This window comes from Streptomyces tardus (assembly GCF_018101125.2).
Lineage (GTDB): Bacteria > Actinomycetota > Actinomycetes > Streptomycetales > Streptomycetaceae > Streptomyces > Streptomyces tardus.
In genome coordinates this window covers 1,427,747-1,443,006 of sequence record NZ_JAELVF020000001.1, presented here as the reverse complement: position 1 = coordinate 1,443,006, position 15,260 = coordinate 1,427,747, and the positions used below count along the sequence as shown (strand labels likewise).

Here is a 15,260-nt window from a genome sequence, read left to right as displayed (position 1 = left end):
GCGCTCCCCGTCCCGTCCCGTCGCGGGTCAGCCGAGCACGTTGCGGACGACCATCCAGCCGGCCGCGACTCCCACGACCGCGATGACGCGCCCCGCCCCCCAACGCGGCGCGTAGCGGCGCCCCCGCAGACCTTCCAGCAGCCACCTTCCGACCAGAAACGCGGCGAGGGGCAGGCCGAGCAGGAGCAGTACGGCGTTGTCGTGGAAGGCGGCGACCACATCGCCGTGCAGCAGGTCGTACGTCATCCGGGTGCCCCCGCAGGCAGGGCAGAGCACACCGGTGAGCAGATTGATCGGGCAGCGCGGCAGCAGCTGCCCGGGGTCGTGGGGGTTGGTGTGCCAGAGGTACACCAACCCCACGACCCCGGTCCCCAGCACGGCCAGCGGCGCTGCGGCGGGGTGTCGAAATCGACTGGCGAGGGCCACGACGACCGCGTCAGCTGCGGAGGATGCGACCCTCGGAGTCCGTCGCGTCGTCCTTCACCAGCAGCATGATGCCGTCGATGAGCGCCCAGATTCCGAGACCGCCGCAGGTCAGCAGCATGCCGATGGCCATGCCGATGTGGCCGGTGTAGAAGCGGCCGATGCCCAGCGTGCCGATGAACAGCTGGAGGACGCCCGCCACGATCTTGGACTTGGAGGAGTACGGACGGCCGTAGGGGTCGTAGCCGTGCGGCGCGTTCGGGTCGAAGCCCATCTGGGGCGGCGGCGGGGCCGCACCGGGGTAGCCGTACTGGGGTCCGGCGGGGCCGGGCTGCTGCTGCGGGTAGCCGTAACCGGGCTGCTGGCCGGGCGGCGGACCCTGCGGCTGTCCTCCGGGCTGGCCGTACGGGTTGGGTGGCGGCTGGGACATGTCTCCCCCTGAGGCTGGATAAAACGTGCTACTGACTCGCACATAGTGCCAGCTGTCACCGAGCGGCAGGAATAACGGTTGTCGGGTTACCGTTCCATTGGCGTCGCGGACTTTTCTCGTTTGACACCGGACCGGGAGGTACCGTCACACTCCGCAGCGTCAGCTGTGTCAGACGGCGTCAGGGTTTGTCCCGGACCAGCAATCCACATACGGCGTCGCCCGGCCCGGCGGAAGATCGGGTGCCGGCGGCCGTCCACCTAGCCGAGAGAAGAGCGAGAAGTTGTCCCCGACCAGCGAAACCGCAAACGGCGGGCGGAGACTCGTAATCGTCGAGTCCCCCGCCAAGGCGAAGACGATCAAGGGCTATCTCGGCCCTGGCTATGTCGTCGAGGCGAGCGTCGGGCACATTCGCGACCTGCCGAACGGCGCTGCGGAGGTGCCGGCCAAGTACAAGGGACAGCCCTGGGCCCGCCTCGGAGTGAACGTCGACCACGACTTCGAGCCGCTGTACGTCGTCAACAGCGACAAGAAGGAGCAGGTCAAGAAGCTCAAGTCGCTGCTCGCCGAGTCCGACGAGCTCTTCCTCGCCACGGATGAGGACCGCGAGGGCGAGGCCATCGCCTGGCATCTCCAGGAGGTGCTCAAGCCCAAGGTGCCGGTCCGCCGGATGGTTTTCAACGAGATCACCAAGGACGCCATCAGGGCCGCGGTGAACAACACCCGCGATCTCGACCAGAAGCTGGTGGACGCCCAGGAGACCCGACGCATCCTCGACCGCCTCTACGGCTATGAGGTCTCGCCGGTCCTGTGGAAGAAGGTCATGCCGCGGCTGTCAGCGGGGCGTGTGCAGTCCGTGGCGACCAGGCTGGTGGTGGAGCGGGAGCGGGAGCGGATGGCGTTCCGCACCGCCGAGTACTGGGACCTCACCGGGGTCTTCCACACCGGACGTGCCGGCGACGCCTCCGACCCGAGCAGTCTGACCGCGCGGCTCAGCGCCGTGGACGGCCGCCGTATCGCCCAGGGGCGCGACTTCGGCTCGGACGGCCGGCTGAAGACCGGCCGCGACGGCGCCCAGGCCCTCCACCTCGACGAGGCGGGCGCCCGCTCTCTCGCCGCCGCCCTCGCCGACACCGACTTCTCGGTGCGCTCGGTCGAGTCCAAGCCCTACCGCCGCTCGCCGTACGCCCCGTTCCGCACCACCACCCTCCAGCAGGAGGCCTCGCGCAAGCTCGGCTTCGGCGCGAAGGTGACGATGCAGGTGGCGCAGAAGCTGTACGAGAACGGCTTCATCACCTACATGCGCACGGACTCCACGACGCTCTCCGGCACCGCCATCACCGCGGCGCGCGCGCAGGTCACCCAGCTCTACGGCGCCGACTACCTGCCCGACAGCCCGCGCACCTACGCCGGCAAGGTCAAGAACGCGCAGGAGGCGCACGAGGCGATCCGCCCCTCCGGCGACCGCTTCCGCACCCCGGCGGAGACCGGGCTGAGCGGCGACCAGTTCCGGCTGTACGAGCTGATCTGGAAGCGCACGGTCGCCTCGCAGATGAAGGACGCGACCGGTCAGTCGGTGACGGTCAAGGTCGCGGGCCGCTCCGCCGACGGCAGGGACGCGGAGTTCAGCGCGTCCGGCAAGATCATCACCTTCCACGGCTTCCTCAAGGCCTACGTCGAGGGCGCCGACGACCCCAACGCGGAGCTGGACGACCGCGAGCGCCGTCTGCCGCAGGTCGCCGAGGGCGACGCGCTGCGCGCCGAGGAGCTGACCGTCGACGGCCACTCCACCAAGCCGCCCGCCCGCTACACCGAGGCGACGCTGGTCAAGGAGCTGGAGGAGCGCGAGATCGGCCGCCCCTCGACGTACGCCTCGATCATCAGCACCATCCAGGACCGTCGGTACGTCTTCAAGAAGGGCACGGCCCTCGTGCCGTCCTTCCTGTCCTTCGCGGTGGTCGGCCTGCTGGAGAAGCACTTCGGCCGTCTCGTCGACTACGACTTCACCGCGCAGATGGAGGAGGACCTCGACCGCATCGCGCGGGGCGACGCAGCCTCCGTGCCGTGGCTGCGGCGCTTCTACTTCGGTGAGGGCGAGGGCACCGAGGGCTCGGCCGCCGCCGCGGGCAACGGCGACGGCGACCACCTCGGCGGGCTCAAGGAGCTGGTGTCCGACCTCGGTGCCATCGACGCCAAGGGCGTTTCGTCCTTCCCCATCGGCGGCGGCATCATGCTGCGGGTCGGGCGCTACGGACCGTATGTCGAGAAGCCGGGCCCCGAGGGCGAGACGGGTCACCGGGCGGACGTGCCCGACGACCTTCCGCCGGACGAGCTGACCGTCGAGCTGGCGGAGGAGCTGCTGGCCAAGCCCAGCGGAGACTTCGAGCTCGGGACGGACGAGGAGACCGGCCGTCCGATCATCGCGAGGGACGGCCGGTACGGCCCGTACGTCACCGAGGTGCTGCCGGAGGGCACGCCGAAGACCGGCAAGAACGCCGTGAAGCCGCGCACCGCCTCGTTGTTGAAGTCGATGTCGCTGGACACGGTGACCCTCGCCGACGCGCTCAAGCTGCTTTCGCTGCCCCGGGTCGTCGGCCAGGACGCCGAAGGTGTGGACATCACCGCGCAGAACGGCAGATACGGCCCGTACCTGAAGAAGGGCACGGACTCCCGGTCGCTGGAGACCGAGGAGCAGATTTTCGGGATCACGCTCGAAGAGGCGCTGGAGATCTACTCCAAGCCCAAGCAGCGCGGGCGGGCCGCCGCCAAGCCGCCGCTCAAGGAGCTGGGCCCGGACCCGACCAACGAACAGCCGGTGGTGGTCAAGGACGGCCGGTTCGGCCCGTACGTCACCGACGGCGAGACGAACGCGACGCTCCGCCGGGACGACGAGGTCGAGACGATCACGCCCGAGCGGGCCTTCGAGCTGCTCGCGGAGAAGCGTGCCAAGGGCCCGGCGAAGAAGACCGCCAAAAAGGCTCCGGCGAAGAAGACCGCAGCCAAGAAGGCTCCGGCGAAGAAGACCGCAGCGAAGAAGGCTCCGGCGAAGAAGGCTCCGGCGAAGAAGACCGCCGCGAAGAAGACCGCCGCGAAGAAGACGGTCACCGCGAAGGCTCCGGCAGAGAAGTCCTCCGCGTCGGTCGGATCGCAGGAGTCGGACGCGCAGTAACCGCACGCGCAGCAGCTGCCCGCCCGTGAGGCGGGCCGCGCGGCGGGCCGCCGGGGTTTCACGGTGCCCGCCGCGCGGCGTTGCGGGCGGCCTGTCCCGGCCTCTTGTTGCGGGCCTCGGGGCGCCCTCGTGCGAGCTCTCGGTGGCGTCCGACCGGTTGCGGTGGAGCCCCCTTCGGCAGGTTCACAACGGGCGAGGCGGACATAAGCGCACACCTTGCCGCGCCCTGTGCGTTCGGGTGGGCAGTAGCCTGCTCGGCTGTCAGCGCTTGCGGATACGCTGACCGATATGACGCGTGCAGAGCAGCCGACGGTTGTGAACCCCACCTCCGAAGCCCTGGCCGCGGAGTCCCGCGAACGTGCCATTCGGGCTCTGGTCCGCCATGCTCCGTTGCGGCGCCTGTGGAGCGCCCAGTGCGTGAGCGGTGTCGCCGACGTACTGGCGTTGTTCGTCCTGACGCTTCTCGCGATGCAGGCGACGCTCAGCGTGGTGCTCACCGGCGGCGAGCCGGTCTTCGGTGCCGGATATAGCGGGCTCGCGCTGGTCGTCGCGGCCGTCTTCGGTACGCGGCTGCTGTCCACGTTCCTCTTCGGCGCGGTGCTGCTCGGGCCGCTGTCCTCGCTGGTCGCTCCGGGGAACGCGCTGGACCGCCGCTGGACCATGATCGTCACGGACGCTCTGCGCGGTGCGCTGCTCATCGTCGCGCCGCTGTGGATCACCTGGTCCCCGGACAACGCGTACGCGATTCTGCTGATCACCGTCTTCGTGACGGGTGTGGCCGAGCGCTTCTGGACCGTCGCCGGTCAGAGCGCGGCTCCGGCGCTGCTGCCCGCACCGCCGGCCGAGGGCGCCGCGGTACGGCCGCTGCCCGACCACAACGACGCACTGCGCCGGCTCTCGCTGCGCACGAGCTTCCTCGCCGTTCCTGCTGCGGCCTCGGTGCTGCTGGTGGTGACGCTGCTGAGCAACCTGCTGGGCTCCGGCATCGACTGGTTCACCCAGCACCAGGCCGCGCTGGCTTCCTACGTGGCCGCCGGTCTCTTCGCGGCATCGGTCTCCGTGCTCGTCTTCCTGCAGCTGCCGTCCACCGGCACCCCGCGTCCGCGCTCCCCGCTGGAGGGGCTGCGGCGCCCGAAGAACGCCGAGGGCACGGACAAGGGTCGCACCGGCGCGGTACCGCTGCTGGTGGTGACGGCCGCCGCCGTCGCTGCCGCGATCGCCGCCGCGGTGGCCGTCGCCGTGCTGCACGCCATGGGCCTGGGTGGCGGCCCGGTCACCTTCGCGCTGCTGGCCCTCGCGCTGACCGGCGGCACCGCCGTCGGTATCCGCTTCGCCGGCCGCATCCTGCCGACCCTCCCGCGGCGCCGGCTGCTGGGGCTCGCGCTCATCGTCTGCGCGGGTGCGCTCATCGCCGCCGGCCTCCTCGCCGACACCGCCACCGCATTGCTCACCGCGTTCCTCGCCGGTGTGAGCGCCGGTGTCGCCGCGCACACCGCGCACACCCTGATCGATCTGGAGGTCGAGGAGTTCCGCCGCCCGCGGATGGCGGAGCACCTGGCCGCGGTCGTTCGGATCGCGGTGGCGTTCGCTGCCGTGGTCGCGCCGGTGCTCGCCGCGCTGATCGGGCAGCACCGGGTGCAGAGCGGCAGCTTCGTACTCGACCAGGACGGCGCGGGATTCACCCTGGTGCTGGCCGGAGCCCTGCTGCTGCCGGTCGCGGCGTTGGTGCTCAGCCGGGTCGACGACCGGGGCGGCGTCCCGTTGCGGCGCGACCTGCTGGACGCGCTGCGCGGCGACGACCCGGCCCAGGCACCGTCGACCACGGGCTTCTTCATCGCGGTCGAGGGAGGCGACGGCGCGGGCAAGTCGACCCAGGTCGAGGCGCTCGCGACGTGGATGCGGGACAAGGGCCACGAGGTGGTCGTCACCCGCGAGCCGGGCGCGACCGCGATCGGCAAGCGACTGCGCTCGATCCTGTTGGACATCTCCTCCGAGGGGCTGTCCGGTCGGGCCGAGGCGCTGCTCTATGCGGCGGACCGCGCGGAGCACGTCGACTCGGTCGTGCGGCCCGCGTTGGAGCGGGGCGCCGTCGTCATCTCCGACCGGTACATCGACTCCTCCGTCGCCTACCAGGGAGCCGGGCGCGAGCTGTCCGCGACGGAGATCGCCAGGATGTCGCGCTGGGCCACCAGCGGGCTCGTTCCGCATCTGACCGTGCTGCTGGACATCTCCCCGGAGACCGCGCGCGAGCGCTTCACCGAGGCTCCCGACCGGCTGGAGTCGGAGTCCGCGGAGTTCCACCAGCGGGTCCGGTCAGGTTTTCTGACGCTCGCCGCCGCGGACCCGGTGCGCTATCTGGTGGTGGACGCCGGCCAGGAGGCCGAATCCGTCACCACCGTCGTAAGACACCGTCTCGACCTCGTGCTGCCGCTCTCCGAGAAGGAGCTCGAGCAGCAGGAGGAGGCCCGTCGCAAGGCCGAGGAGGAGCGCCGCAGGCGCGAGGAGGAAGAGGCCGCCCGCAAGGCGGAGGAAGAGCGCCAGGAGCGGGAGCGCCAGGAGCAGTTGGCGAAGCTGCGCGCCGACGAGGAGGAGCGCCGCCGCCAGGAGGCAGAGGCCCAGCGCCGGGCCGAGGAGGCGCGGGTGGCCGAGGAGGCTCGCCGCAAGGCCGAGGAAGCCCGCCAGCGCGCCGAGGAGGAGCGCAAGCGCCGCGAGGCCGAGGAGGCTGCCCGCCAAGCGGAGCAGGAGCGGCTGCGGCGCCAGAAGGAAGGCGAGGAGCGGCTGCGGGCCGAGGCGGAGGCGCGTCGGCTGGAGAAGCAGCGCAAGGCCGAGGAGTCGTTGCTGCTGGCCGAGCAGGCGCGGCAGGAGAAGGCCGCCCGCAGGGCCGAGGAGGAGCGTCAGGCCGAGGAGGCCCGGCAGCAGGCCGAGGCCCGTCGTGCCGAGGAGGAGCGGGGCCGTCGGGAGGCCGAGTCGGTTCTCCGGGCCGAGGAGGCCCGCAAGGCGGAGGACGCTCGTACGGCGGAGGAAACGCGGAGTGCGGACGCGGCGGATGGCGCGGGCGCGAAGCGCTCTGCGCCGAAGTCGTCCGGTTCGGACGAGGACACGGTGCAGACGCCGCAGCCGGCGGTGCCCGAGTCCACGAGCGAAGAGACCACCGTGCTGCCGCAGTTCGCCCCTGACGAGGCCGAGACCTCGCTGCTTCCCCGGGTGCAGGCCGAGGAGAGCGGTGCCGACCGCACCAGGGAGCTGCCCCAGGTGGACGAGCAGGGCCGGCCGCGTCAGCAGCGCCCCCGCTCTGACTGGGCCGAGGAGACACCGATGGACGATCTCCCCACCCTTGCGGACGAGTTGCTCGGCCCGTACGGCGAAGAGGGGAACGGCGACTCGCGGGGCGGAAGCCGCTGATCCGGCCAGGAGCTGATCCGACGCGGCGCTGAGCGGGCAGTGGCGTCGCTCGGGCGGCTCGGCGGGCCCGGGGCGGTGGCGCGGCTTCGCGCCTCGCCTCTGCCGCTCGACGTGCGGGAGGCGTTTCGTGCTGCTGCCGGAGCGCAGGAGCCTTCGTGCTGCCGCCCTCGGGCGCTGCCCCGGGCCGAGCCGTGCGGCCGGTGTGAACTCCCCGCAAGCGGGCGGGAGTTCGGCGCGCCCGCGGTGAGTGCGGCGGGATGTGTCAGTGGAGTCGCGCACAATGGACGGCGGTAGCACGTACAGCGGTGAAAGGGCTGGCCATGGCGGTGTGGGACGACCTGGTCGGGCAGGAGCGGGTGGTGGCCCAGCTGACGGCCGCCGCGGTGGACGCGGACGCGTACGTCACCGCTGCGCGCGCGGGTGAGGAGCCGCGTACGAGCGGTTCGGCGATGACCCACGCCTGGTTGTTCACCGGCCCGCCGGGTTCAGGGCGGGCCACCGCGGCCAGAGCCTTCGCCGCGGCGTTGCAGTGCGTCGATCCCGAGCGGGCCCGTGGCGGAGTGCCGGGCTGCGGCTTCTGCGACGGCTGCCACACGAGTCTGGTCGGCACTCACGCCGATGTCGAGGTGATCCGCACCGATCTGCTGACCATCGGCGTCAAGGAGACCCGCGAGCAGGTCCGGCACGCGCAGATGTCGCCGTCCGGTGGCCGCTGGCAGGTGATCGTCCTGGAGGACGCCGACCGGCTCACCGAGGGCGCGGGGAACGTCCTGCTCAAGGCGATCGAGGAGCCCGCGCCGCGTACGGTCTGGCTGCTGTGCGCCCCCTCCACCGAGGACGTGCTGCCGACGATCCGGTCGCGCTGCCGGTCCCTCTCGCTGCGCACCCCGCCGATCGAGGCAGTCGCCGACCTGCTGATGCGGCGCGACGGAGTGGAGCCCGAGCTCGCCCACGGGTGCGCGCGTGCGACGCAGGGCCACATCGGACGGGCCCGTCGGCTGGCGACGGACGCGCGGGCTCGTTCGCGGCGGGCAGCGGTGCTGCGGCTGCCGCAGCGGATGTCCGGTGTCGGGGGCTGCCTCAAGGCCGCGCAGGAGCTGATCGACGCGGCGACCGAGGACGCGAAGCAGGTCGCCGAGGAGCTCGACGCGAAGGAGACCGATGAGCTCCGTACCGCGCTGGGAGGGGCGGAGGGCAAGCGGATGCCGCGCGGCACCGCGGGTGCGATGAAGGAGCTGGAGGACCGGCAGAAGCGGCGCGCCACCCGTACCCAGCGCGATTCGCTCGATCTGGCGCTGACCGACCTCACCTCCTTCTACCGCGATGTCCTCGCCCACCAGCTCGGCACCTCCACGGGGTTGGGTGCCGGCGCCGAAGTGCAGGATGCGGTCGAGGAGTTCGCGGCGCGCGGTCGTCCCGAGGAGACGCTGCGGCGGATGGAGGCGATCCTGGCGTGCCGTCAGGCGCTGGACCGCAACGTCGCACCGCTGCTCGCGGTGGAGTCGATGACGATGAGCCTGCGCACCGGCTGACCGTTATACGCTCGTTCGGCGGCCGGGTCCGCGGAACGCGGTGCGGTCGCCGACGTGCGGGGAGTGCCAGTGCCCGAGGCCCGGCGGGGTGGAGACCGATCACGTGGCGAGGGGCCAGCATGGCAATCAGCAGGCTTTTCCGTACCTCGGGGGCGCTCGCCGCGGCGGCGGTCCTGCTCGCGGGCTGTACGTCGGGGAGTTCGGGCGGTACTGACGACGCCGGTACGCCGCCCGCGATGGAGCGGCAGCAGGGCACGGACAAGCTTCTGGAGCCGCTGCCCGCCGCGTTCCCGGCGGACCTGAAGCGCTACTACGAGCAGAAGCTCGACTGGGACGACTGCGGCAGCCAGGATTTTCAGTGCGCCACCCTCAAGGCGCCGATGGACTACGGGAATCCGCGCGCCGAGGAGGACCTGGAGCTGTCCGTCGTGCGCAAGAGAGCCGACGGCGACTCGGACAGAATCGGCTCCCTGATGGTCAATCCGGGCGGTCCGGGCGGATCGGCCGTGGACTACGTGCAGTTGGCGGCCGGCCCGAGCTTCCCTTCGCAGGTGCGGGAGCGGTACGACCTGGTGGGCATGGACCCCCGCGGCGTCTCCCGGAGCGAGCCGATCGAGTGCCTGACGGATGCGCAGATGGATCGGCACACCCGGGTCGACTCCACTCCGGACACCGAGGAGGAGGTCGCCGAGCTCGTCCGGATGAAGAAGACCTTCGCCGACGGCTGCCGCAAGCGGGCCGGCAAGCTCCTCGGCCATGTCTCGACGGTCGAGTCCGCACGCGATCTGGATGTGCTGCGGGCGGTGTTGGGGGACCGCAAACTGCACTACGTCGGCTTCTCCTACGGCACGCTCCTGGGTGCCACCTATGCCGGCCTGTACCCGAGCCGGGCCGGACGGCTCGTGCTGGACGGCGCGTTGGACCCCTCACTCGACGCGGAGCAGCTCAACCGCGACCAGACAGCCGGCTTCAACACGGCGTTCACCGCCTTCGCCGAGGACTGCGTCAAGCGCTCCGACTGCCCGCTCGGCACGAAGAGTGCGCAGGACGCGGGCCGTCAACTCGGCGAGTTCTTCGAGAAGGTCGACCGCAAGCCGCTCAGCACCGGTGACGCGAAGCGTGATCTCACCGAGTCGCTGGCCACCACCGGCGTCATCCTCGCCATGTACGACGAGAGCATGTGGGGGCCGCTCAGGGAGGCGCTGAAGGAAGCCGAGAAGGGCGACGGCAAGAGTCTCCTCCTGCTCTCGGACAACTACTACGAGCGCGAACCCGGCGGCTCGTACAGCAACATGATGTACGCCAACGCCGCCATCAACTGCCTCGACCAGCCCGCCGCGTTCCGTACCCCCGAGGAGGCGGAGAAGGCGGTGGCAGGCTTCGAGAAGGTCTCGCCCGTCTTCGGGCGCGGCTTCGCCTACGAGGCGCTGGCCTGTGCCGACTGGCCGACGAAGCCCACTGGCGAGCCGAACCGCATCGAGGCCGAGGGGGCCGACCCGATCCTTGTGGTCGGCACCACCCGGGACCCGGCCACCCCGTACGTCTGGTCGGAGAGCCTCGCCGAGCAACTCGCCTCCGGGCGGCTGCTCACCTATGAGGGCGACGGCCACACCGCCTATGTGCGGGGCGGCGACTGCGTCAACTCGGCGGTCAACGCCTACTTGTTGGAGGGGACGATGCCGGAGGACGGCAAGCGCTGCGGTTAGCCGCGCAGCCCGCCGCGTCGCAGCTCGTGGCCGGCAGCGCGCAGCCCGGCGCTTGGCGGGGCGGGGCGCAATGCACGTTTGGCGGCTGCCCGCCGGTCCTCCGAGCGGACTCGGGAAACCGGCGGGCAGCCGCCAAATCGCCGTTCGGGCCGGTCGACCGAAGCCGGACCGGCGTACGGCACTAGGCCGTGTTTTAGAACTGGTCTCCGGGTCTTGCCTTGCGGCGTGATGATCATGGTGTGGGGCGAGGGGATCTTTCTGATGAGCAGTGGTCGGTGCTGGAGCCGTTGTTGCCGGCGGTGAGGTTGGGTCGTCGGCCGCAGAACCGTCGGCGTTTGATCGACGGGGTGCGGTGGCGGGTGCGGACCGGTGTTCCCTGGCGTGATCTGCCGGGCGAGTACGGACCCTGGCAGACCGTGTATGGGCTCTTCCGCCGGTGGCAACGCGAGGGTGTGTGGGTTCGGCTGCTGGCCTCGCTCCAGGCGCGGGCCGATGCGGCCGGGCTGGTCACGTGGGAGGTGAACGTCGACTCCACGGTCTGCCGGGCTCATCAGCACGCCGCTGGTGCCCGCCGAGACGGGGTCGGGCAGAAGGAGCCGCCCGGCGGGGTCGGCCAAGAGCCGGACGATCACGGCCTGGGACGGTCCAGGGGCGGGTTCAGCACGAAGATTCATCTGGCCTGCGAGCAGGGCCAGAAGCCGCTGTCGCTGCTGGTCACGGCAGGACAGCGGGGTGACAGCCCGCAGTTCGAACCGGTCCTCGAAGCGATTGGGGTGCCCAAGGTCGGTGGCGGGCGCCCCAGGCGCAGGCCACTGCGGGTGCGGGGTGACAAGGCGTACTCGTCTCGCGCGAATCGTGCCTACCTGCGCAGACGCGGGATCCGGTGCACCATCGCCGAGCCGGCCGATCAGATCCGCCACCGCAAGCGTCGAGGCCGTGTGGGCGGCAGGCCACCGGCCTTCGATCGGGAGGACTACAAGGCCCGACATGCGGTCGAGTGCGGGATCAGCCGGCTCAAGCAACACCGGGCGGTGGCGACGCGTTACGACAAGCTGGCGGTCCGCTTCGAGGCCACCGTGCAGATCGCGGCGATCCACCAGTGGCTGTGACCCATCGGCTGGTCGTCCGGCCGTGCCATCCTGGCCACCGGTTCGATCAGCACGCACATGGGGAGGACCTGTGGCCGCCGGGCACTACTGCGCCGACAGCGAGAACGGCGACCACGTCGACGACCCGTCCGAGGATGCCCTATTCATGCTGATCAGCGATCTGAACGACAGCGACAACACCTTCATCGTCATCCAGCCCGACGAGGACGAGCCAGCCTGGTTCGCCTCTGTCTCCGTCCTAGACGAGGACGGATTCGAGATCGTCCGCCACGACACCACCTGCCGCGAGCACGACATCGCCATCGAGAACCATCGTGACCGGATCGCGGGCGACCTCACCAAATGGCTGGCCGCCCGCGACTTCTAAAACACGGCCTAATGCGACGACCGCACCGGCACGGCCCCTGTCGACCTCGGCCGGCAGGCCCGGGACCGGCCCTGTCGGCCGATCCCGCAGGCCGTCACTGGCCGATGTACTCGCCCAGGAACTTCTCGATGCCGGCCTTCGGACGGGCGCCGATCAGCTGGTTGACCATCTCGCCCTTGTGGAAGATCGCCAGCGTCGGCATCGACATCACGCCGTACTGGGCCACGGTGACCGGGTTCTTGTCCGTGTCCACCTTCACGACCTCGATCTTGTGGGACTGCTCCTCGGCGATCTTCTCCAGCGCCGGAGCGATCTGGCGGCACGGGCCGCACCAGGTGGCCCAGAAGTCCACCAGCACGGGCTTCTCGCTCTTCAGGACGTCCGCCTCGAACGATCCGTCCGTCACATCCTTCAGGGTGCCGGCCACAGTCGTCTCCTCTGCTCGTTGCGTGCACTTCCGTGGGGCGGGAAGCCGCCGTACACACGGCACAACGGAGCCCCGGGAGCAGATATTCCCCCACCCCACTCGGGGTGTCCAACACCCACCTCAGCGCCGCCCGCCCCCGGTCCGAGCACCCCCGACGACTGTGTAGACTTGTCCCGGCTGCGACCGCAAGACGGTCCCACGCCATCCGCCGCCTTAGCTCAGTCGGCCAGAGCGACGCACTCGTAATGCGTAGGTCTCGGGTTCGAATCCCGAAGGCGGCTCAGCGAAACCCCAGGACTCACTCGCCGTGACCTGGGGTTTTGTGCTTTTCATGATCCTTTTCTGTGGGCACTGCTGCCCGCCCGGCGCCTCATGATCGCCCCCGGTGGACAGCCGGTGGACAGGCGTGCAGCGGGCGTGCAGAGCGGTGGACGGGCGGTCGATCCGGTGGCCTCTCCGAGGTGTAAGCACTGAGGGGTGGGCCCGCAGCCCTGCGGTCGCGATCGACGGTGGGGAAGTTGGCCGGTTCCCACAGTGTCTGGCGCGGTGACCCGGCGTGTGGGGTGATCGCCGCCTCGACCTGAGTTGTCGGTCCCAGTTGTCGTGTGGATTCCGAGCCGTGTCGAGATTGACGCAGAAACTAAAGTGATGCAGCATGATCCCGTCGAGCGGTAAAGTCCGCTGGGGCGTTGAACTGTCCTACTAGGGGTGGGTTCCTTGACGTTGCACGGCTCTCGGTTTGATCAGTTGGTCGGGGTCTCGGCCCCACGAGTTCGCAAGCACGTGATCTGGTCCTTGAAGACGGGGACGCAAGAAGCGGTCGACGCGTACGAGTTCAGCAAGTACAGCGACGGCCACACCTTCGGGACGAATCGTTGGCGGTTCACCGTCGGGGCGCTCAAGGACCAGGACCAGCTCGAGGCCCTTCCCGAGGCCAAGCCGCTGCGGGTGCGAAGCACCTTCATGCTCGGCGTCGGAAACGCCATCCTTTACCCCGTTTGCTACGCCAGTGACTCGACGACGGATGTGCGGGGGATGAAGATCCGGACCTCGCAGATCCGCAGCGAGATGTTCGCCGCTTACGGTCAGCTCGCGCCGCAGGTACAGACCGCGCTTCGCATCAGTGACGGTATTGACGGTCAGGAGTGGGCCTTCGAAGACCTGGAGGAGACACTCGAGGAACTGCCCGAGCAGCCCAAGATGTTGTTGCTCGCCTACGCGAGTAACCGGGAGGGCGGCCTGCTCAACTGCTTCGTCGGGGAAGCCAAACTGGACTTGTCGGGCTCGGTGTCCTGGGAGTGGCTCGAACCTCTGGCCATCACAGATGCTGAAGGCGGTACCGGCGGAATCTCCGTCGTGTCGCCCATCGACCCCTCTACTCCCGGATTCGGTACCGGCGCGGAGCCCCCCATCAACCTGGAAGACGCGGACGACACCGCGAACGAAAGCAATGAGCACTAAGCGATCTTCACTCTCGGTGGCACCCGTTCTGCCACTCGACCTCTCTGCGTCAGTCGCAGCGGCCTTCGACGGCGCTCGACTCACGCAGGCCAGGCGCCTAGCTGGTTGGACCAAGAAGGAGTTGGCGACAAAGATCAACGTAACGCCCGCCGCGGTCGGTCAGTACGAAGCAGGAGCTATCCGGCCCCGGCCGGAGCAGGTCCGTCGACTGGCAGAAGCCCTCGGCATGCCCAGCGCCTTCTTCACCGCTGGCCGACCCCGAGCCGGCCTGGATACGGCAGCCGTGCACTTCCGTTCCCTGCGCTCGGCTCCTGCCCGCGAGCGTGAGCGGAGCGTGTCTTTTACGGAGCTGCTGTGGGAGCTGGTGTATGAGCTGGAGAGTTATGTCCGGCTGCCGACGGTTGACCTGCCTGGCTGGGACGGCGGAGAAACCATCCCTGACCTACCCAGCGATCCCCAACAGGCTGCGCGCGCTCTTCGTGCACGCTGGGGCCTAGGTGATGGACCGATCTCTCACCTGGTTCGATTGCTTGAATCGCGCGGCATCGTGGTGACAGCTCTTCCGTTTCCCAACGCGGACAGCAGGAAGCTGGATGGCTTCTCCACGACTAGGTTGCCTACCCGTCCTGTCGTAGTGCTCAACGACGAGCGCGACGACGTGTACCGCCATCGGTTCAGTTGCGCGCACGAGTTGGGTCACCTCCTGCTGCACGGTGAAGCGCACCCCGGAGATGTCCAGCACGAACGTCAGGCAGACGCCTTCGCGGCGGAGTTTCTCACACCAGCGGCACGGCTGACGGGCTCGCTTCCGACGCGGGTCGACTTCACGGTCCTAGGGCGGCTACAGCAGACCTGGGGCGTGTCGTTGGATTCTCTCCTGGTCCGCTGCCGAGAGCTCGGCCTCCATACTGAAGCGGTAAGCAGTCGAGGATGGAAGCGCCTCAGAACCCTGCGGGGGCAGGGGCTGTTGCCGCATACGCCGGTGCAGGGCTTTCCGGGAGAGGTTCCGGTTCTCTTGCAGCGAGCCTTCGAGATGGCTGAACGCAAGGGCATCACTGTCCAGCGGCTCGCTGATGAGCTGCGCTGGCCTGCAGACCTGGTACTCAAACTGCTCGCACAAGATCCTCGCCCGGATCTGCACCTCGGTGCAGCTCCGTCTGTGGCCAGACAGCCTTCGGCCGGGGGATAGACGCCGGCATCGGGGCTCACGGGCCCCGATGCCGGTAGCAGATGTCCT

General features: G+C 69.8%; 11 protein-coding genes and 1 tRNA gene. 9 read left to right on the top strand and 3 right to left on the bottom strand.

All coding sequences use genetic code 11. The features are described 5' to 3' along the window. Positions 1-27 precede the first annotated feature (27 nt). The gene (locus JGS22_RS06280; RefSeq protein ID WP_211041021.1) at positions 28-426 is read right to left on the bottom strand and encodes a DUF2752 domain-containing protein; all 399 of its coding nucleotides are present in this window, start codon (positions 424-426) and stop codon (positions 28-30) included. 10 nt (positions 427-436) lie between these two features. Then, positions 437-853, bottom strand: coding sequence for a TM2 domain-containing protein (locus tag JGS22_RS06275; protein WP_211041022.1), 417 nt, complete (start codon positions 851-853; stop codon positions 437-439). A gap of 280 nt (positions 854-1,133) precedes the next feature. On the opposite strand from JGS22_RS06275, the gene topA reads away from it, so the two are divergent. The 6 genes from topA (at position 1,134) to JGS22_RS06245 (ending at position 12,135) form a co-directional block, all read left to right on the top strand. After that, positions 1,134-4,019, top strand: coding sequence for a type I DNA topoisomerase (gene topA / locus JGS22_RS06270; protein ID WP_211041023.1), 2,886 nt, complete (start codon positions 1,134-1,136; stop codon positions 4,017-4,019). 288 nt (positions 4,020-4,307) lie between these two features. Next, positions 4,308-7,421: a dTMP kinase gene (gene tmk, locus JGS22_RS06265; protein WP_211041024.1), complete on the top strand. Its 3,114-nt coding sequence runs from the start codon at positions 4,308-4,310 to the stop codon at positions 7,419-7,421. 320 nt (positions 7,422-7,741) lie between these two features. Then, positions 7,742-8,953 (top strand): DNA polymerase III subunit delta', encoded by a 1,212-nt coding sequence (locus tag JGS22_RS06260; protein WP_211041025.1) that lies wholly within the window; start codon positions 7,742-7,744, stop codon positions 8,951-8,953. Positions 8,954-9,072: 119 nt separating this feature from the next. Beyond that, the gene (locus JGS22_RS06255; RefSeq protein WP_211041026.1) at positions 9,073-10,659 is read left to right on the top strand and encodes an alpha/beta hydrolase; all 1,587 of its coding nucleotides are present in this window, start codon (positions 9,073-9,075) and stop codon (positions 10,657-10,659) included. 239 nt (positions 10,660-10,898) lie between these two features. Further along, a complete protein-coding gene (locus JGS22_RS06250; protein ID WP_211043814.1) occupies positions 10,899-11,768 on the top strand; it encodes an IS5 family transposase in 870 nt (289 codons plus the stop codon). A 70-nt stretch (positions 11,769-11,838) separates the two neighbouring features. Next, the gene (locus JGS22_RS06245) at positions 11,839-12,135 is read left to right on the top strand and encodes a hypothetical protein (protein WP_211043812.1); all 297 of its coding nucleotides are present in this window, start codon (positions 11,839-11,841) and stop codon (positions 12,133-12,135) included. Positions 12,136-12,229: 94 nt separating this feature from the next. Here the strand turns inward: JGS22_RS06245 and trxA are convergent, their stop codons facing one another. Further along, positions 12,230-12,562, bottom strand: coding sequence for a thioredoxin (trxA, locus tag JGS22_RS06240; protein ID WP_211042585.1), 333 nt, complete (start codon positions 12,560-12,562; stop codon positions 12,230-12,232). Between the two features lie 207 nt (positions 12,563-12,769). On the opposite strand from trxA, the gene JGS22_RS06235 reads away from it, so the two are divergent. The 3 genes from JGS22_RS06235 to JGS22_RS06225 all read left to right on the top strand — a co-directional run bounded on the left by JGS22_RS06235 (position 12,770) and on the right by JGS22_RS06225 (position 15,212). Further along, a tRNA-Thr gene (locus JGS22_RS06235) sits at positions 12,770-12,843 on the top strand. A 502-nt stretch (positions 12,844-13,345) separates the two neighbouring features. Further along, positions 13,346-14,023, top strand: a complete 678-nt coding sequence (locus JGS22_RS06230; protein ID WP_211042584.1) for a hypothetical protein — start codon at positions 13,346-13,348, stop codon at positions 14,021-14,023. Further along, positions 14,013-15,212, top strand: a complete 1,200-nt coding sequence (locus JGS22_RS06225) for a helix-turn-helix domain-containing protein (RefSeq protein ID WP_268980887.1) — start codon at positions 14,013-14,015, stop codon at positions 15,210-15,212. The genes JGS22_RS06230 and JGS22_RS06225 overlap by 11 nt, the downstream gene beginning before the upstream one ends. Positions 15,213-15,260: the final 48 nt, after the last annotated feature.